The sequence below is a fragment of the Rhodococcus sp. 05-2255-1e genome, assembly GCF_002259025.1.
In the GTDB taxonomy this organism is placed as follows: Bacteria; Actinomycetota; Actinomycetes; order Mycobacteriales; family Mycobacteriaceae; genus Rhodococcoides; species Rhodococcoides fascians.
Window position 1 is genome coordinate 85,073 of the sequence record NZ_NOZE01000046.1, and the last position, 17,972, is coordinate 103,044.

General features: G+C 64.0%; 16 protein-coding genes. 11 read left to right on the forward strand and 5 right to left on the reverse strand.

Going from position 1 to position 17,972, the window contains the following annotated elements; all coding sequences use genetic code 11:
- Positions 1-2: 2 nt before the first annotated feature.
- Together CH262_RS25590 and CH262_RS25595 are read left to right on the forward strand one after the other, a co-directional pair.
- Complete coding sequence (locus tag CH262_RS25590; protein WP_256988992.1) at positions 3-1,166, forward strand: NtaA/DmoA family FMN-dependent monooxygenase; 1,164 nt, start codon at positions 3-5, stop codon at positions 1,164-1,166.
- Entirely contained in the window at positions 1,163-2,491 is a 1,329-nt protein-coding gene (locus tag CH262_RS25595) for an NtaA/DmoA family FMN-dependent monooxygenase (protein WP_094718759.1), read from the forward strand. Before CH262_RS25590 ends, CH262_RS25595 begins: the two co-directional genes overlap by 4 nt.
- A 24-nt stretch (positions 2,492-2,515) precedes the next feature.
- On the opposite strand, the gene CH262_RS25600 is transcribed toward CH262_RS25595, so the two are convergent.
- Positions 2,516-3,367, reverse strand: a complete 852-nt coding sequence (locus tag CH262_RS25600) for a GntR family transcriptional regulator (protein ID WP_032384821.1) — start codon at positions 3,365-3,367, stop codon at positions 2,516-2,518.
- A 280-nt stretch (positions 3,368-3,647) separates the two neighbouring features.
- Here CH262_RS25600 and CH262_RS25605 point away from each other — a divergent pair, with 280 nt between their 5' ends.
- The gene (locus CH262_RS25605; RefSeq protein ID WP_094718760.1) at positions 3,648-4,565 is read left to right on the forward strand and encodes an ABC transporter ATP-binding protein; all 918 of its coding nucleotides are present in this window, start codon (positions 3,648-3,650) and stop codon (positions 4,563-4,565) included.
- Between the two features lie 121 nt (positions 4,566-4,686).
- On the opposite strand, the gene CH262_RS25610 is transcribed toward CH262_RS25605, so the two are convergent.
- The 3 genes from CH262_RS25610 to CH262_RS25620 are packed head-to-tail and all read right to left on the reverse strand — an operon-like array spanning position 4,687 to position 7,095.
- Entirely contained in the window at positions 4,687-5,586 is a 900-nt protein-coding gene (locus CH262_RS25610) for an intradiol ring-cleavage dioxygenase (protein ID WP_094718761.1), read from the reverse strand.
- A 1-nt stretch (position 5,587) separates the two neighbouring features.
- Positions 5,588-6,658 carry a maleylacetate reductase gene (locus CH262_RS25615; RefSeq protein WP_094718762.1) on the reverse strand — a complete coding sequence of 357 codons (1,071 nt, stop codon included), beginning with the start codon at positions 6,656-6,658 and terminating at the stop codon, positions 5,588-5,590.
- Positions 6,659-6,693: 35 nt separating this feature from the next.
- Entirely contained in the window at positions 6,694-7,095 is a 402-nt protein-coding gene (locus CH262_RS25620) for a nuclear transport factor 2 family protein (protein ID WP_094718763.1), read from the reverse strand.
- 382 nt (positions 7,096-7,477) lie between these two features.
- Between CH262_RS25620 and CH262_RS25625 the strand changes: the two genes are divergently transcribed.
- The 5 genes from CH262_RS25625 to CH262_RS25645 all read left to right on the forward strand — a co-directional run bounded on the left by CH262_RS25625 (position 7,478) and on the right by CH262_RS25645 (position 14,084).
- Entirely contained in the window at positions 7,478-8,563 is a 1,086-nt protein-coding gene (locus tag CH262_RS25625; RefSeq protein WP_094718764.1) for an ABC transporter permease, read from the forward strand.
- Between the two features lie 67 nt (positions 8,564-8,630).
- A complete protein-coding gene (locus CH262_RS25630) occupies positions 8,631-9,716 on the forward strand; it encodes an ABC transporter substrate-binding protein (RefSeq protein WP_094718765.1) in 1,086 nt (361 codons plus the stop codon).
- Positions 9,717-9,757: 41 nt separating this feature from the next.
- Positions 9,758-12,268 (forward strand): ATP-binding cassette domain-containing protein, encoded by a 2,511-nt coding sequence (locus CH262_RS25635; protein ID WP_094718859.1) that lies wholly within the window; start codon positions 9,758-9,760, stop codon positions 12,266-12,268.
- Between the two features lie 36 nt (positions 12,269-12,304).
- Positions 12,305-13,279: a zinc-dependent alcohol dehydrogenase gene (locus CH262_RS25640; RefSeq protein ID WP_094718766.1), complete on the forward strand. Its 975-nt coding sequence runs from the start codon at positions 12,305-12,307 to the stop codon at positions 13,277-13,279.
- A gap of 34 nt (positions 13,280-13,313) precedes the next feature.
- A complete protein-coding gene (locus tag CH262_RS25645) occupies positions 13,314-14,084 on the forward strand; it encodes an SDR family NAD(P)-dependent oxidoreductase (RefSeq protein WP_032384828.1) in 771 nt (256 codons plus the stop codon).
- Positions 14,085-14,091: 7 nt separating this feature from the next.
- Here the strand turns inward: CH262_RS25645 and CH262_RS25650 are convergent, their stop codons facing one another.
- Positions 14,092-14,814 carry a helix-turn-helix domain-containing protein gene (locus CH262_RS25650; RefSeq protein ID WP_032384944.1) on the reverse strand — a complete coding sequence of 241 codons (723 nt, stop codon included), beginning with the start codon at positions 14,812-14,814 and terminating at the stop codon, positions 14,092-14,094.
- A gap of 228 nt (positions 14,815-15,042) precedes the next feature.
- Here CH262_RS25650 and CH262_RS25655 point away from each other — a divergent pair, with 228 nt between their 5' ends.
- Genes CH262_RS25655 through CH262_RS25665 form a run of 3 tightly spaced genes read left to right on the forward strand, consistent with a single transcriptional unit; the run spans position 15,043 to position 17,959 of the window.
- Positions 15,043-16,107, forward strand: a complete 1,065-nt coding sequence (locus CH262_RS25655; RefSeq protein WP_094718767.1) for a zinc-dependent alcohol dehydrogenase — start codon at positions 15,043-15,045, stop codon at positions 16,105-16,107.
- A complete protein-coding gene (locus CH262_RS25660) occupies positions 16,104-17,189 on the forward strand; it encodes an SDR family oxidoreductase (protein ID WP_094718769.1) in 1,086 nt (361 codons plus the stop codon). The genes CH262_RS25655 and CH262_RS25660 overlap by 4 nt, the downstream gene beginning before the upstream one ends.
- A complete protein-coding gene (locus tag CH262_RS25665) occupies positions 17,186-17,959 on the forward strand; it encodes an SDR family NAD(P)-dependent oxidoreductase (protein ID WP_094718770.1) in 774 nt (257 codons plus the stop codon). The genes CH262_RS25660 and CH262_RS25665 overlap by 4 nt, the downstream gene beginning before the upstream one ends.
- Positions 17,960-17,972: the final 13 nt, after the last annotated feature.

Sequence of the window (17,972 nt, forward strand, 5' to 3'; positions counted from 1 at the left end):
TCGTGATGCTCGAAGATTCGACGGCATTGACCGACATCTTCGGGGGCACGTTCGAGTCCGAGCTCAAGTGGACACCACGCGCGCCGAAGCACGACCCGATGGGGTTGGCTTCGCGTCTGGCGTTCGAGACCGACAGAATCGGCATTGTCGTCACCGCGTCCACCAGCTTCTATCCGCCCTTCCTGCTCACCCGTTTGCTGTCGACCCTCGACCATCTCAGTCGTGGCCGCATGGGGTGGAACATAGTGACCTCCACGGGCGATCGCGCCGCACAGAACTTCGGCCGAGACACGTTGCCGACGCACGATGCCCGATACGAGATCGCGGAGGAATTCGTCGACGTCGCAAACCAATTGTGGGCATCCTGGGACGCCGATGCCGCGTCACCGATCGTTCCCGGTCTCGAGTCCTACGTCGACCACACCAAGGTCAGAACTATCGACCATGTGGGAGAACATTTCTCGGTGCGTGGTCCGCTCAATACGCTCCCGAGCCCACAGGGCAAGCCAGTGTTGTGCCAGGCGGGTGCATCGAAGTCCGGTATCGATCTCGCTGCTCGCGTAGCCGATCTGGTGGTCGCTGCGCCCAAGGGCCGGGATGCGATGCGCGAGTACCGCAAGACCGTGCGGGCGCGCGCGGAAGAATTCGGGCGCAACCCCGACGACATCAAGGTCCTCTACATGGTGACGCCCATTCTGGGGGAGACCGAGGACGACGCCAAGCGCAAGGCCGAGCGCTACTACGAGCCGACCGACGCGGCCATCGCACGCCGCCTGATCATGTTGTCCGGAGACATCGACTTCTCGACTCTCGATGTGGATCAGCCGATTCCGGACGATCTGAAGACCGAGGGGAGCACCAGTATCTTGGACAATCTTCGTAAGTGGGCAGCCGGACGCAGCATTCGGGAAACCGTCGCCACGGAACGGACCGAATCGTTGCGGTTGGTCGGCACTCCTGCCAGCGTGGCGGACGAGATGGAGAGCGTGATCGACGAGGTCGGCGGCGACGGCTTCCTGTTCTTCGGTGGTGGCGGCGGGGTACTGAACCGCCGGTACGTCGACGACGTGTGCGATGGGCTGATGCCCGAGCTCTCGCGCCGTGGTGTCGCCGGCACCGGGTACCGGGGTCGCAACCTCCGTGAGCACCTGGCAGGTGCACGATGAGCACACCACGCATGCATCTGGGGTGGTTCACCAGCTTCCGCCCGCCGGTGTGGAGTTCGCACTGGACGGGGTCGGATTCCGATACGTGGGCCGACGGGCGGTTCCACGTCGATATGGCCAGGGCGCTCGAACGCGCGGGATTCGACTATCTGATGCTCGAGGACTCCTCGATGGTCTCGGATATCTACGGCGGCACGACCGAATTCGACTTGGCCAAGGCGCAATACGCACCCAAGCACGATCCCGTTGCCCTGGTGCCGATGTTGGCCGCCGCCACGTCTCGACTCGGGATCATCACGACGATGTCGACCAGCTTCTATCCGCCGTACCTGCTGGCGCGGGTGGTCTCGACCCTCGATCACATGTCTCACGGACGGGTTGGATGGAACGTGGTGACCTCGAGCGAGGACCGCGCCGCACAGAACTTCGGCATGGATGCTCTACCGCCCCATGACGAACGGTACGAGCGGGCAGAGGAGTTCGTCGAGGCCGTGGATGCGCTGTGGAACTCGTGGGAACCGGACGCTCTGGTGATGGATGCCGCGTCGAACACGTACGTCGATCACACGAAGGTGCACGACGCCAACTACGTGGGCAAGTTCCATCGCACCCGCGGCCCGCTCAACACGCTCCCGATGCCGCAGGGCAGGCCGGTCATCTGCCAGGCCGGTGGATCGCCGCGCGGACGCGCCTTCGCCGCCCGCAATGCCGACACCATCATCTGTCAGGCTCAGGGGCTCGAGGCGATGAAGGCCTATCGCGACAACGTTCGAGCCATGGCCTCGGACGCAGGCCGCGACCCGGATTCGATCAAGATTCTCTACATCGTGTCCCCGGTTCTCGGTGAGACCGACACCGAAGCGCGCGAACTCGACGCACGGTCACGTGAAGCAACTGATGCGCGGGTGCATGCTGCACTGGCGCACATCTCTGCGGTGACGGGTAACGACCTGTCGACCATGGACATCGATGCCCCGCCGCCTGAGCTCACCACCAATGGTCACCGTACGACCCTCGCGGACTTCCTCGCCGGGTCCGGTAGCAGCAAGACCAACGACGACGGCACTCCGAAGACGCTGCGACAGTTGGCTGCTACGTGGTCGATCACGTCGGTCCCGTTGGTGGGGACACCCGATACCGTCGCCGAGCAGATGGAGGATGTCATCGATGCGGTCGGTGGAGACGGCTTTCTGATGACCGGGAAGCTCGGACGCCGCTACTACACCGAGATCACCGACGGGCTGATACCGGCGCTGCGTCGGCGTGGCCTGGTTCGCAGCGGCTATGCGCACGAACAGTTGCGAGACAACCTGCTGGACTTCTGAACTCCCACCGTCGCGGCGGTCACCTCAGCCCAGGGCCGAGGTGGCCGCCGTTTCGGTCGATCCGATGATGGCGACACGGTCTGCTCGAAAGTGCGTGAAGCTCAGTTCGGACGGGCGACCATCGGTGTCGCGAGTGATCAACTCGCGCAGCAATACCGGCGCACCCACCTGCATGTCCAGCAGTTCGGCCGCCCGTTCCTGACAGGAGATCGCTTCGACGACCGAGCTGCTCCCGCCGTAGGTGGTGCCGAAGATTCGTCGATGAGCGACGGCGATGGGCGGATACTCCGAGTGGTTGCTCTCGATGCGTTCGGTGAATTCGTCGATCTCGAAATCCGTGATGCAGTAGCCGACACGCAGATACAGAGGCTTTCCACCCATGCGGCCGATCTGCTCGAGGAGAATCACCGAATCGACCTCGGTGCCGATGAATTCTTGAATGACGGTGGGCGCGGCAATACGTCTGCACTCCAACGTCTCGACCGTCAAGCGGCCCTCGTCCGGCATTCCGGCCCAGGCCCTCGGCCCCACCTCGCCTTCTCGCACCGCCACGATGTCGTGGGCGATCGACGTACCGGCACGGCGCGCGCGGAGCACGACACCATCGTCTGCGAGCATCTGAAGTGCTTTTCGCACAGCGTTTCTCGTTGCGCCGAGCGACTGGATGAGATGCTGCTCGGACAGAATCTCGTCGTGGGGCATCGTGCCTCGGCGGATCCCCGACCTGATCAGCTCGTACACGCGGCGGGGTGAGGTGACGAACTTCTCGGAGCGGTTCGTCTGGGCGCGGAGATATCGTGCTCGTTGTTCGTCGGCCTGTCTGCGTAGATGAGCTGCGACAGAACCGGATTCGTCATCGAAGAAGGGGCGGGTCATCTGTCATCGCCTTTCGGGGATGCGCATGGGAGAGCCGAGGTGGCCGCGACGTCGAGATCACCAGTGATGACTGCGAGCATATCGGACATCGGTGCTGGTTTCGCTGCCTGCGCTGCGGCCTTAACCAAGAAACTTATGAAGAAATCCCTGCTCAGGCCGCTGTGTGGGCGGCGCATGGGCTGCGTAATGTGCTGTTTACCGTCGACGAGGCTCTGGGAAACACCGAACCGCGACCATGGACACCGTCCTCGAATCGACAGCGTATCGGCAGGAGTTATCTATGACGACAACCGCAGAGCCAGAATCGCTTTCGCTCACCCATCGCGATCATGACACCGATGACTACTCGCCGGTAACCGGCCGACCGGTCCTCGATGTCCAAGACCTCACCGTGACGTACGGAACCGGTGACTCCGCTGTGGTCGCGGTGGACAAGGCATCGTTCGAGATCGCACCCGGTGAGAGGGTGGCGCTGGTGGGCGAGTCGGGCTCGGGTAAGTCGACGCTGGCCATGACAATCGCGGGTTTGATCGATGTATCCGCGGGTGCCACCATCGAATCGACGCTCCTCGAATTCGAGGGAAAGCCGGCGCAGCCGTCGACCGGCCGCAGTGTGCCGCGCAGAACCGACGGCATCGCGATGGTGTTCCAGGATGCGATGACTGCGCTGGATCCCGTGTGGACCATCGGGGGACAGTTCAAGCACGTCCTTGCCGGAGTGGGCGTCACCCGGAAACGCGAACGAGTGGACCTGACCGAGCACTGGCTGAACAAAGTCGGGCTTTCCGATACCCGTCGCGTGATGCGCAGTCGACCCTACGAGCTGTCCGGCGGTATGCGCCAGCGGGTAATGACGGCCCTCGCACTGTGCGGATCACCCCGACTGCTCATTGCCGACGAACCCACGAGTGCGCTCGACGCGTCGCTGGCCCGCGGAACGATGGAATTGCTGCAGAACCTGACCCAGGAGCAGGGGACTGCACTGCTCATCGTCAGTCACGACATCAAGCTGTGTCTCGAATTTTCCGACACCATGCTGGTGATGTACCGCGGTGAGCTGGTGGAGCAGAAGGCGTCCGCCGACATAGCAACGACCGCGACGCATCCGTACACCAAGGGACTGCTGGGTTGTGTGCCCACGCTCGCGAATCGCTCGGCGACGAGGCTTCCCGTGCTCCGGGATTTCATTCCTGCCTGAGCCCCGTGGGGATCAGTTCCACGGCGCGCGCTGCTCGACAGCACAAATCCGTGTGCTGTGCCGGTTCAACAGGAGCTGTCTCCCCACGGAGCGGCGGGCGCCGCCCGGGTTGGCGTGGTCTCTACTGCTCCGGCGCGAGAATGATGTCGAATTCGACCCTCGACCAGGTGTTTTCGCCCAGTTCCCGACCGTCGGGGGTGGGGGTGCCCGCAGGCTGTTCCACGAAGTCCTTGATGAGCGAGTCCTTGACCCCGAACACCGAATCGCGATCGAGCAGTTCGTCGCCGCGCACGAAGATGTGGGTGATCAGAGTCCGTTTACCCTCGGCGGTGACCATGAAGTGCAGGTGCGATGCCCGCATCGGTGAGCGTCCGGCGGCGTCTAGCATCCGTCCGACGGGGCCGTCGAAGGGAATCGGGTACGGGGTCGGAGTGAGGCCCCAGAACGCGAACTTCCCGTTGTCGTCCGAGAACAGGTGACCGCGAGCGGCGACCCGTCCGTCGGAGTACTGGACGTCGTAGAAACCGTCGTCGTCGGCTTCCCACACCTCGATCCGGGCATTCGCAATGGGTTCACCTGCGATATCGGTGACCGTCCCCTCGACCCAACACGCCTGGCCGGGTGCGCCCTGGGAGATGTCTCCGCCCGACTCGATGGCGGGGGCGTCGTCGACGAAGAACGGACCGAACACCGTCGACTCCGTTTCACCGGCGATCGCTTCGTTGTTGACGGTGACGGTCTGCATCGAGGCACCGAAAACATCGGACAGCAGGATGAATTCCTGACGCCGGTCATCTGTGATGTGACCGACTTCGGTGAGGAACTCGATGGCCTTGGCCCACTCGTCCTCCGTCAGTCGGACTTCTCGAATGAACGCATGAAGATGCTCGGTCAACCCGGTGAGGAGTTCTCGCAATCGCGGATCGGGGGTTTCGGCGAAGCTGGCGACGACCTTGTCGGTCAGCGCACGCTCTCGGCCGCTCTGCTCGGATGAGACGTCGGTGCGGTTGCCGATACCCATGTCAGCGGTCCTCGTTCTCGGAAGTCGTTCCTGCCCAAGCATTACGGAGCAAAACCATGAGCGATTCAGCAGTGACGGGCCGCGGATTGGACGCGGGAGCTGCTTCGAGAACGAGCGCAACGGCCTCCTCGAGATCGGACTCCTTCAGACCGTAGTCGCGCAGCGCGGTCGGTGCCTCGAGTTCGGTGCGGAGCGACCACAGTCCCTCCACCGCAGTGGAGGTCCCGAAAGCAGCCGCGATGCGCTGCTCGGCTGCGGGCGCATACGGAGCGTTGTACTCGAGTACGTGGGGCAGCACGATCGCATGCGTCTGGGCATGCGGCATGTTGTACGTGCCACCGAGAACATGGCAGATCTTGTGATGCAATCCGGACCCCGCGGACGCGAAGGCGACCGCGGAAAGGTAAGCGCCGTAAAGGGTTTGCTCATGGCCGGATTGGCTGGTGGAATCTCGCTTGATGTCTCGAAGCCCGCTGGACAGCGCAGTGATGGCCTCTACTGCGAGAGTCGAATTGATCGGATCCGCCCGAGGAGCCCACATCGAGTCGACGGAATGCGCCAGGGCGTTGAGTCCGGACGCCACACTCAATTCCACCGGAAGGGTCAGCAGCGAGTGCACGTCGTAGATCACGGTGGTGGGGAGTACGCGCGGGTCGACGCCGGTGGTCTTGCGCGACGCCTCGGTCAGTCCCCACACATTCGTGGCCTCCGAGCCCGCGTACGTGGTGGGAATGGCGACGATGGGAATGCCACTGGTCAGGGCGACGGCTTTCGCCAGACCGGTGGTCGAACCGCCGCCGACGGAGACCAGCAGATCCACCTCGTGTTCGCGGGCTGCAGCGCGTGCCTTCTCCGCTGTCTCGATCGGAACATGCTGTACCACTTCGGAGTACATCAGGCGAGGCTCGATCTCGCTGCACACCGATGTTGCCAGCTCGGTTTCGGCGGGGCCTGCAATCACCATGACCGACGTCGCGCCGAGTCGACCGACCTCGGCAGCGAGGTTGGATGCGGCCTTACCTGCTCCGAACAGAACGCGTTGTGCGAGTGTGTCGTGCTCGAATTCGAGCATCCGTGCCTCCGGTGTGTCGGTGAGTCGAGTGCGCGTCAGTGCGAGGGGCGCGGAGTGGGCTGGTAGGCGAGCAGCAGCCACTGGTCGTTCTCCTTGACCCACACCGCAATCGAGTTGTTGACCAGCTCTTTTTCTTTGCCGTTGGCGGTGATGCTCGCGTTCATTTCGCCGACGACGACTGCGGTGTCGCCCGAGACGAGAATGTCGTCGGTGGGGTGATCGATGCGGTGGTAGACGTAGAAGCCCGAGGTGACCTTGCTCAGGTACGAGTCGACCGTGTCGCGGCTGCCGTCGGAGTGGGTGTACACGAGGTTCGGGTGGCAGCAGCTCACGAAGGCGTCGAGATCGCCGTCGACGATTGCCGCGTAGCGCTTGTTCTCGAGCTCGGAGATCGTGGCCTTGATGGCGTCGATATCGAGTTCCTGTGCCTGTGTCATGGATTCTCCTGGAAAGTCGAGCGGCCGCAGGTGTGCCGGTAGGTGATGACGGTAGGGAGCTGAATGGCAAGTGTCAACTGTCACAGAACACTCTCCACTCCGCCCGATCAGCGTTCGCATGACCTCGGCGGCCACTTGCAGGCATGGTTCAAATTTCAGTATCCGCAGTTGGGAGACCCCTTATGGCCGGTGAAAGTGGCGTAGCGCATGAGCTGCTTGACAAAGTGACCCACTGCACAGTTCAATCAGGACAGGACATTCATGCAGCAGTGGTGGACATTTTGACGCGATGTGCCGCGTGCGACGCGCACAGCTGACTTTCTCGCTACAGAACCTGCCGCCGGCTCCACCACCCTCATCGCCCGATCAACGGAGAACTCTCGTGACATCACATGGTCAATCGGTTGGAGAACCGGCTCCCTCGGCGGGCGTCGAGCCCACTCCACGAAACGAACGATCGTCGGCAAGCGTAGTGGGGACGGCCCTGAGCGGACGAGCTCGAGGCGCTGTCGCCATCGGAATTGCCACCGTAGTTCTGTTCCTGATCAGCGCCCTGCTCGCGCCGCAGAGCGTCAGCAGTGGCGCGATATCGGCGATGTTGCCGTTCGCGGCGATCCTCGCGGTCGTCGCGATCGGACAGACCCTGGTCGTGCAACAGGGCGGTATCGATCTTTCGGTACCGGGCGTGTTCTCACTGTCGGTCGTCGTGGTCACCAAGCTCGCCAGTAGCGGTACGACCGGTGCCATCGTCATGGCCGTGGTCGCAGCACTGCTCATCTCCGCAGTGGCCGGAGCCGTCTCGGGCTTCGTCGTCGCGCGGTTGAACGTTGCCCCGATCGTCGCGACCCTCGGTATGAATGCACTGCTCATCGGCGCGACCTGGGCCGTCTCCGAGGGTGCCGCACGCCGCACCCCGACCGGACTGTCCGATGTCATCGGATCGACGCTGCTCGGAGTCCCGGTGACCGTCGTCGTCGCGGTCGTCCTGACCATCATCGTCGGGGTTGTCGTTCGCCTCACCCCGACCGGACGCATCTTCGAGGCCGTCGGTGCCAATCCGCGCGTCGCCGTCGCGGCAGGCATCGCACCGCTGCGCTACACGTTGAGCGCGTATTCCGTGGCCGCCGTGCTCTACGCCGTCGCCGGCGTGTTGTTGACCGGCATCGTCAACACTCCTGGAATCAGCGAGGGCAACACCTACCTTCTGCCGTCGGTGGCCGCAGTGGTTCTCGGTGGCACATCGCTGCTCGGCGGTAAGGGCAGTGTGCTCGCCTCGTTGATCGCCGCAGTCTTCTTCACCCAGGTCGACCGATTGGCGTCGACTCTGGGACTCGCGTACGGCTGGCAGATCCTCATCCAGGCTCTCGCGCTCGGCCTCGGTGTGGCCTTCCACAGCGGTTTCCGGCCCGGACGCACCCGTCGTACGGCTGCCGTCGAGGAACCCAGGAAGCCGGTCGAGGTGTCATGACCGCCGGCACACGGGACTTGCCCCGCTACGACATTCGTTCTTCTCCCTTGACTCGAGGACACCATCGATGAAGCTCAAGACCTATACCCTGCGGATGATGACGCTGTTGCCTGTCGCGGCCCTGATCGCGGGCTGCTCGGTGGGCGGCTTCGAGACCGTCTCCAGCAGCGAGCCGCGGCCGGACTGGTGCGGCCCCAACCCTGCCGTCATCGGATTCGCCGACGGCAGCGGTGGAAACAGTTGGAAGCGAACCAACTTCGCCGAACTGCAGGACGAACTCGCCAAGTGCTCGTCCGTCACGGACTTCATCACCACCGATGCCCAGGGTGACACGCAGAAGGCGATCGCCGACATCAAGAGCCTCGGCGCTCAGGGCGTCGACGGAATGCTCGTGTTCCCCGACTCGGGCAAGGCCGTCCTTCCGGCCCTGCGCTACGAGTACAAGGCCGGCGTCGCCGTCGTTCCGTACCGAATTTCTCCCGGTGGCTCCGAGGGCTCGGAGTACACCACCTTCGTGGCCGCGGACTTCGGCGCGATCGGCCGCCTGTATGCCGAGTGGCTGGTGAAGTCGCTTCCCAACGGTGAGGGCAACGTTCTGTTCCTCGGCGGACCGCCCGCGAACTCTCAGGATCTCGCGGAATACGAAGGCATGCAGGAAGTCCTGGCCGATCATCCAGGTATCAAGTTGATCGGCGACCAGCCGTTCACCGTCACCAACTGGACGCCCGCGGAAACCCAGCAGGCCACCTCGACGATGCTGTCGCGCTTCCCGCAGATCGATGCGGTCATGACGGACTTCGCCGCGACCAGCATCATGACGGCATTTCAACAGGCCGGCCGTCCGCTTCCGCTGATCGCGTCGGCCGATTCCAACGGATTGTCGTGCCAGTACGAGCAATTGAAGGACGCCAATCCCGGGTTCGAGCTGTTCACGGTCACCTCGCAGACCTACATGGTCCGGTTGGCCGTCCAGCACGTCGTGGCCGAGGCCACCGGAGGCGTTGCACCCGAGTCGAAAGTCGATGTGCCGGTTGCCTTCGAGGACTCGATCAGTGGCGCGCCGAGCGCACCGATCTGCGAGCCGAATCTGCCCGAGGACGCGCTCCTGTCGAGCACGCTCGATCCGCAGCGCATCGGAGAGGTACTGCAATGACACGTCCGATCACACCGCAGCCAGTGCTGTCAGGAGCTTCGATGAACGAGAGATCCACGTCCACAGTCACTCTCGCCGAGCCGTACCTTCAGGTCCGCGGAATCGGCATGACGTTCGGCCCGGTGACCGCACTGGCCGGTGTCGACATCGACATCAGGCCGGGGCAGGTGCACGCGCTGCTGGGTGAGAACGGCGCAGGCAAGTCCACGCTGATGTCGATCATCTCCGGAACGCTGAGTCCGACATCGGGATCCGTGGTCGTCGCGGGCGATGAGCGGACCGGCTTGACGCCCGCCGACGCTCTCGAACTCGGCATCTCCATCGTCCATCAAACTCCGGCTCTGTTGCCGGACCTGACGGTCGCCGAGAATCTCGTTCTGGCCATTCCTCGCCATCTGCGCCCCTCGGTCTTCGAGATGGGGCCGTGGGTCACCGAGAAGCTGGCGGTGGTGGGGTGCACGGTCCACCCGGACACCAAGTGCGCCGACCTCCCCATTGCCGAGCGTCAACTGATCGAGATCGCCAAGGCACTCGCGATCGACACCAAGGTGCTCATTCTCGACGAGCCGACGGCACCACTGGTGCAGGACAAGGTCGATCTGCTCTTCGAGCAGGTTCGTCGGTTCGCTGCAGCCGGGGTAGCAGTCGTCTACATCACCCACCGCATTCCCGAGGTCCGGGAGCTGGCGGACACGATGACCATTCTTCGCGACGGCCGGGTGCGCGGCTCCTACGATCCGCAGTCGCTCACCGACGACGAGATCATCACGCTCATCGCAGGCCGCGACGTCGACGCAGTGTTCCCGCCCAAGGGCACCGGCCCGAGTGCGGAAGGCCTCGTCGTCGAGAATCTGTCGAGCCCCGATTTCGAGGACATCTCGTTCACGGTCGGTGCGGGCGAGATCGTCGGTCTCGCCGGTGTCGCGGGCAACGGCCAGGTCGCGTTGCTCCGTGCCCTGGCCGGTCTCACCGAATCCACCGGCACCGTTCGGTTGGGCGGTGATCGGTTGACGCTGAAGTCGTCCGCCGACGCACACCGCGCCGGAATCGCGTTCATGCCTGCCGATCGCGCAGGAGAAGGCGTATTGCCGGAATTCTCGATCCGGGAGAATTCCGCCCTCGGCGCGTTCGGGCGATTCGTGTCCAACGGCATCATCGACAAGAGCCGCGAAAGTCGACTCACGACGGCGATGGCCAAGGCCCTGACCGTCAAGGCACCGAGCGTCGAGACCTCGGTGGGGAACCTGTCCGGAGGCAACCAGCAGAAGGTGGTCCTGGCCCGAGCGTTGCTGTCCGAGCCCGCGCTCATTCTGGCCGAGGAGCCGACGCAGGGCGTCGACGCCGGGGCCCGCGCCGAGATCTATTCGCAGCTACGAGCGGCCGCGGACGACGGTATGGCAATCGTCGTGCTGTCCTCCGACGCCGTCGAACTCGAGGGATTGTGCGACCGGGTTCTCGTCGTCTCCCGCGGTGCCGTCGTCGAGTCCCTCAGCGGTGACGCGGTGACCGAGCACAACATGATGCAAGCCATGGTGTCGGCCACCGGACACCGAAGTGCTGCGGCGGCAACGGGAGTCGGGGCGGTGGACAAGCCTCCGAGCAAAATCGCTCGATCACTGCCCGCGTACACATTGCTCGGGGCCATCGTGCTGCTGTCCCTGATCGCCACGACGCAGAACGCACGATTCCTCGGTGAAGCCAACCTCGTATCGGTACTGCTCACCACCACGGCGCTCGGTTTCATCGCGCTCGGTCAGATGCTGGTGGTGATGACCGGCGGCATCGATCTGTCGGTGGGTCCTCTCACCGGGCTGGTGCTGGTGATCATGTCGTTCTTCTGGTTCGACGGGGCGTCGGTGGGGAGTCTGGTGGCCGGTGTTGCGGTGGCCGTCGCCGCCGCGGTCATCGTCGGCGCAATCAACGGCGGATTGATCCGCGGCCTGGGCTTCACCGCAGTGGCAGCGACGCTGGTGACCTACATCGGTATACAGGGAATCTCGCTGCTGCTCCGACCGGAGATCGACGGATACGTCGACTTCGCCATCCTCGATGTCATCAACTACAGCGTCGGCCCGGTTCCCGTGGCCTTCGTGGTCGCTGTACTCGCAGCCGTGGCGCTCGGTGCCGTTCTGCGCTTCGCTCGGCCCGGAATAGCGCTTCGTGCTTCGGGATCGGACAGCGTCATCGCCGAAAAGATGGGCGTCCGCACCGGCCTCACCGTCACCGCGGCCTACATCGGCTGCTCGTTGATGACGATGCTGGGCGGCATCATGCTGGTCGGTCAGGTCGGCGTCGGTGACCCGAACCAGGGGATCGGTTTCACCCTGTCGGCCATCACCGCGGTCGTCGTGGCCGGAACGCTGCTGCGCGGCGGTAGCGGTTCGCCGATCGCAGTACTGCTCGGAGCGCTTCTGCTGCAGGTGATTCTGGCCCTGGCCAACTTCCTGCGCCTCGATACGGCCTGGCAGTACTGGCTGCAGGGCGCCATCGTCATCGTGGCCGCCGTCCTGTACATCGCTCTGCAGCAGCGCAATTCGGCCCGCACGCACTGACCTTCCGCACAAGAACGTCATACAGAGGAGACAGCAGTGAAAGCACTCAGATTCGTCGCAGAGAACAAGGCCGAGGTTGCCGACCTCGACATCCCGACGATCGCGGCGGACGAGGTTCTGATCGCCGCACGGTCGGTCGGCGTCTGCCATTCCGATATCGAACTGCTCGAGGGCCGCTACATCATCCCGTTCGAGTACCCGATCATCCCCGGCCACGAGTGGTCCGGTGAGGTGGCGAAGGTGGGTGCCGACGTCGACGGCTTCCAGGTGGGCGACCGTGTCGTCGGAGAATGCGTCATCGGCGAGGACCATTTCGGGTTCTCCATCAGCGGCGCAGCGGCGGAGTTCTTCGTCGTCAAACCCGCATGGCTGCACAAGCTTCCCGACGAGGTCTCGTTCACCAGTGGCGCACTCGTCGAACCGTTCAGCTGCGGTTACTACGGGTTGATGCGCGCCGGAAACGTCAACGCGAGCGACGTACTCGTCGTGCTCGGAGCCGGACCGATCGGGCTCGGGGTGGTTGCCGGTGGCGCCGCGCTCGGGGCGACGACCATCGTGGTCGAACCTTCCGAGGGCCGCCGGCAGGCGGCGTTGAAACTCGGTGCTGCACATGCGGTCACTCCGGACGAGGTGGACGAACTGCTCGGCAAGGTGAGCAGCGGCCGAGGTGCCGATGTCGTCGTCGAGGCAACGGGCCGTCCCGAGGTGATGGCCAGTGCACTCGAACTCGCCGGGCATCGAGCCCGAGTGGTGTACATCGGTATCGACGTCGGACGATCGGCACCGGCGAAACTGGGGCTCATCCAATCCAAGGAACTCGACATCCGTGGCGCGATCGGCTCGCCGGGCGTGTGGCCGGCGACGCTGCGTTTCATCGCCAGGAGCGGGCTCGATCTCGGTGGACTGGTGACCCGTGAAATCGCGGCCGACGATGCCGTGACCGCTCTCGACGAGGCACAGAAGCCGGCCGAGAACATCAAGGTGCACATCACCTTCGACGCAACTCTCTGAAATCCCGAAACCCATACGACACCGAGGACCCTTCATGTCTCGTCTGACCGACAAAGTCGCCATCGTCACCGGATCCGGCAAGGGAATGGGCCGTGCCATGGCAACGCTGTTCGCTGCGCAAGGTGCTGCCGTCGCCGTCACCGACGTCTCCGAGAAGGACGGAGTGGAGACCGTCCGACTGATCGAGGAACAGGGCGGCCGGGCGGCGTTCTGGCGATTGGATGTCAGTGACGAAGCCGAGGTGTCCTCGGTGTTCGATCAGGTGTCCGCGGAGTTCGGGAAGCTCGACATCCTCGTCAACAACGCAGGTATCTCGGGTGTCGACAAGCCCACCCACGAGGTCACCGAGGCGGAATGGGACGCAGTCTTCGCGGTCGATGTGAAGGGCGTCTTCTTCTGCACCAAGCACGCGATCGGGCACCTACGGGCCAACGGCGGCGGCAGCATCGTCAACATCTCGTCGATCTACGGACTCGTCGGATCGCACGAGATGGCCCCGTATCACGCCGCCAAAGGCGCGGTCACGATCATGACGAAGAAGGACGCGGTGACGTACGGACGCGACGGCATCAGGGTGAACTCCGTCCACCCGGGCACCATCCTGACTCCGTTCGTGCGTGAACTGGCCGAACGCAGCGAAGGCGGGCTGCGCGGCTACCTCGACATCATGGAGCCCAAGCATCCGATCGGTCACGTCGGTGAGCCGGAGGACGTCGCCAACGCCGTGCTGTTCCTGGCCAGTGACGAGGCCCGCTTCGTGCACGGTGCCGCGCTGGTGGTCGACGGCGGTTACACGGCGGTGTGAGACCGCATCATTTCTGCCGACCGACCACGAACCAGATTGCGACACAGGTCTCGTCGTGCGGGTTGCTCAGTCGATGCGGAATGGACGAGTCGAAGTGGAGACTGTCACCCGGGCCGAGCACCTGGCGGGCGAAGGCCACCTGAATCTCCAATCGTCCGGACAGGATGTGGATGTATTCCTTGCCGCCGTGGTTCATCAGATTGTCTGCAGGGCAGGATTCGGTTCCAGCCGGATAGGTGACTCGGAGGAACTCCACGTCCGGGTCGTCGTCCGGCGTCAGGCGTTCCCAACGCACACCCCCGAGATACAACTCGGGTCGTTCGTCGGCCCGCTGAAGGCCGGGAAGCGCTCCCACCTCCGGGAGCGGCTGAACCGAGGACGCTCGCGCACTGCCGTTCGCGTGGGCTACCTCGGTTCGGTCCGCGAGCTTCGGCCGAGTCGACGGTGTAGGCCGCGGGGATTCGAGGTCATGCGGTGCCACGTCCTCGGCCATCAGAGAGTCGAGCGAGAGACCCAACTCGGTGACCATGGCGTACAGCGTGCCCACCGAGGGTGCCGTCCGTCCGAGCTCGACCTGAGAGATGAAGCTGGGGGACAGATGAACTCGACGTGCCATCTCCCGCAACGACATGTTCGCCTTCTCGCGCGCTCCGCGCAGTCGCAAGCCCATCTGCGCGTTCATCTGAACGGCTGTCTCGGCCGATTCGACCTCGACGCTCTCTTCGGTCATTCTTCCGTCGCCTCCCACCTCTGCAATCAACGTCGCCCCCTGATGCCGGGTGTACGCACCCACTGGACGGACCGTAGTGCATCGATTGTCTCATTGCTCGGTCATTCCGCTGTTCCACGTTCTCGCACAGGCTTTCGTGCCGTAACCGCTTGGCACTGAACATGTGCAGTGTTACTCTACACTCAAGAAGTAGCGTGCATCACATTCGAAATTCGTCCAGGAGGAATTGTGCCCGACACCATGCAGGCGGCCGTGTACTACGGCGCGCGCGACATCCGCGTCGAGGAGGTTCCGGTTCCGCGACGCGCGTCGGGTGAAGCGCTCGTCCGTGTTCTGCGCTCGGGTATCTGCGGCACCGACGCCTCGGAATGGGTGGCCGGACCCAAAACCTTCCCGGTACTGCGACGGCACACCAACAGTGGGCATCAGGGCCCGTTGATCCTTGGCCACGAATTCGTCGGCGAGGTGGTCGAAGCAGAGCCCGACTCCGAGAACAAGATCGGAGATCTGGTGGCTACCGGGGCCGGAATCTGGTGTGGCACATGCCGACGCTGCAAAGAAGGCCGCACCAACCAGTGCGCGACCTACAAGACCCTCGGACTCAACGTCGACGGCGGCATGGCGGAGTACGTGAGCGTCCCGACGAAGACGCTGCGAGCGTTGCCCGAAGGACTGTCCGTCGACTATGCCGGACTCGCTCAGCCATTGGCCGTCGGCATTCACGCTGCGCGGCGCTCGGGTGCCCGTGACGGTGACAACGTCGTCGTCATCGGTGCCGGTGCCATCGGTTCGTTCGTCCTCGCCGGCCTGAAGCACCTGGTGGATGTCGATGTCACCGTCGTCGACTTCCCGGGGAAGCGGCTCGATCGTGCGACGCGCCTCGGAGCGCATCGCACGCTGACTCCGTCCGAGGACCTCGGCGCGCAGATCATCGAGGCACTGGGCGGAAAGAAGCCGGACGTCGTCATCGAAGCAAGTGGAGCGCCCGGCCAATTGGTCTCGGCGTTGACCATGGTGACCGACGGTGGCCGCGTACTCGCAGTAGGAATTCCCAAAGAGAAACCGGAGCTGGATGTGCATTCGCTCGTTTTCCGAGAGATCACTCTCGAGACCACCCTCGCGCACGTGTGCGACACCGATCTACCTGCCGCACTGGACATTCTGAACACCGGACCGCTCGGCCAGGAGCTGGCCGAGGCGCCTGTGGGGCTGGCAGATCTACCCGCGGCGCTGGAGCGACTCTCGACCGGCAAGGTCGAAGGCAAGGTCCTCATCGATCCGGCCATCCGATGAGCACGCCCAGCAAGGCGGCGCTCGTCATCGGTGCCACCGGGATTGCCGGCCAGACGATCTCGCGTCAGCTCGTCGACGCAGGATGGACCACCTACGGTCTGGCCCGAGGCACGACCAATCCGGTCGAGGGCGTGGTGCCGGTCTCGGCGAATCTGCTCGATCCGGAGTCGCTGGCTGCAGCACTCGACGGCGTCGACCCGGAGATCGTGTTCATCACGGCCTGGATAAAGCAGGACTCGGAGGCCGAGAACATCGAGGTCAACGGCAGCATCATCCGCAACGTTCTCGGTGCAATGAAGGGCAAGTCCGCGCTGCGTCACGTCGCGCTGATGACCGGGCTGAAGCACTATCTCGGCCCGTTCGACGATTACGCGACCGGTGTCATGGCCGAAACTCCGTTCCACGAGAGCGAACCCAGGCTGCCGAACCCGAACTTCTACTACACCCAAGAGGACGAACTGTTCTCGGCGTCGGAAGCGCAGGGGTTCACCTGGAGTGTGCACCGAGCGCACACCGTCTTCGGTTACGCGGTGGGGAACGCGATGAACATGGCGCTCACGCTGGGCGTGTACGCCGAGATCTGCCGCGAGACCGGTGCGCCGTTCGTGTTCCCCGGTTCGGATACCCAGTGGAACGGCTTGACCGACATCACCGATGCGGACCTTCTCGCCGAGCAGATGATCTGGGCGGCAACACATGTCGAGGGCGAGAACGAAGCCTTCAACATCGCGAACGGTGACGTGTTCCGATGGCGCTGGATGTGGCCACAGATCGCGGAGGCGTTCGGCGTCGAACCCGTCGGTTTCGCCGATGCCCCCAAGCCGCTCGCCGAACGAATGGGTGACGCCGCGAAGGTGTGGACCGAGATCGCGGCGAAGCACGATCTGGTCGAAGCAGATGTCGATCGCCTTGCGTCCTGGTGGCATACGGACGGTGATCTGGGCCGCGACATCGAATGCCTCACCGATATGACCAAGAGCCGCAAGGCCGGTTTCCTCGGGTTCCGATCCACGTTCGAGAGTTTCATGGACAAGACCGAGAGTTACCGCGCGGCCGGGATCCTCCCGAGGAGTCAGCGATGAACGAACAGTCTCAGTTCACGAACAAGGGTGCGATCGTCACCGGCGCCGGCAGCGGTATCGGCCGGGCAGTGGCGCATCGGCTGGCGTCGTTGGGTGCCCGGGTGCTCGCTGTCGACATGAACATGGCGGCCGCAGAGCGCACAGCTGCGGAGTCGGAGGGTGAGATCCATCCGTTCGCCGCCGACGTGTCCGTGCACGATCAGGTGAAGGCCTATGCGGACGCCGCGACCTCGCTGATCGGCGAACCTCGACTGTTCTTCAACAACGCCGGTGTCGAGGGCGTGCACAAGTCCATCGTCGATACCACCGAGAGCGAATGGCGATCGGTGGTGGACGTCAACCTCAACGGAATGTTCTTCGGGCTCAAGAACGTGCTCCCGCTGCTGCAGCGGTCCGGGGGTGGAGCGGTGGTCAACACCGGTTCGATTCTCAGCCTCAAAGGAGCTCCCGATCGCTCCGACTACGTGGTGACCAAGCATGCCGTTCTGGGGCTGACCCGCAGTGCTGCAGCCGAATCCGCGGACCACGGCATTCGGGTGAACTGCATCTGCCCCGGACCGGTCGACACTCCGTTGATGTCGAGGTCCGAAAGTCTGGTCAACCCGGACGATCCGAACTTCGAGCGCGACCGGTTCATCGAAGGCACACCGCTTCGGCGGTACGGATCTCCCGAGGAGATCGCCGAGCTGGTGGTCTTCCTGCTGCGCGAGGACGTCGGCTATCAGACCGGTTCCGCGGTCACCATCGACGGCGGAATCACCGCGGTCTGACGCAGGACCTCGC

Excerpts from the sequence above, each read along its gene's own strand:
- CH262_RS25645 (WP_032384828.1), top strand. The coding sequence starts at position 13,314 with ATGTCTCGTCTGACCGACAAAGTCGCCATCGTCACCGGATCCGGCAAG.
- CH262_RS25605 (WP_094718760.1), top strand. The coding sequence starts at position 3,648 with ATGACGACAACCGCAGAGCCAGAATCGCTTTCGCTCACCCATCGCGAT.
- CH262_RS25660 (WP_094718769.1), top strand. The coding sequence starts at position 16,104 with ATGAGCACGCCCAGCAAGGCGGCGCTCGTCATCGGTGCCACCGGGATT.
- CH262_RS25635 (WP_094718859.1), top strand. The coding sequence starts at position 9,758 with ATGAACGAGAGATCCACGTCCACAGTCACTCTCGCCGAGCCGTACCTT.
- CH262_RS25600 (WP_032384821.1), bottom strand. The coding sequence starts at position 3,367 with ATGACCCGCCCCTTCTTCGATGACGAATCCGGTTCTGTCGCAGCTCAT.
- CH262_RS25650 (WP_032384944.1), bottom strand. The coding sequence starts at position 14,814 with ATGACCGAAGAGAGCGTCGAGGTCGAATCGGCCGAGACAGCCGTTCAG.
- CH262_RS25630 (WP_094718765.1), top strand. The coding sequence starts at position 8,631 with ATGAAGCTCAAGACCTATACCCTGCGGATGATGACGCTGTTGCCTGTC.
- CH262_RS25615 (WP_094718762.1), bottom strand. The coding sequence starts at position 6,658 with ATGCTCGAATTCGAGCACGACACACTCGCACAACGCGTTCTGTTCGGA.
- CH262_RS25595 (WP_094718759.1), top strand. The coding sequence starts at position 1,163 with ATGAGCACACCACGCATGCATCTGGGGTGGTTCACCAGCTTCCGCCCG.
- CH262_RS25620 (WP_094718763.1), bottom strand. The coding sequence starts at position 7,095 with ATGACACAGGCACAGGAACTCGATATCGACGCCATCAAGGCCACGATC.
- CH262_RS25665 (WP_094718770.1), top strand. The coding sequence starts at position 17,186 with ATGAACGAACAGTCTCAGTTCACGAACAAGGGTGCGATCGTCACCGGC.
- CH262_RS25610 (WP_094718761.1), bottom strand. The coding sequence starts at position 5,586 with ATGGGTATCGGCAACCGCACCGACGTCTCATCCGAGCAGAGCGGCCGA.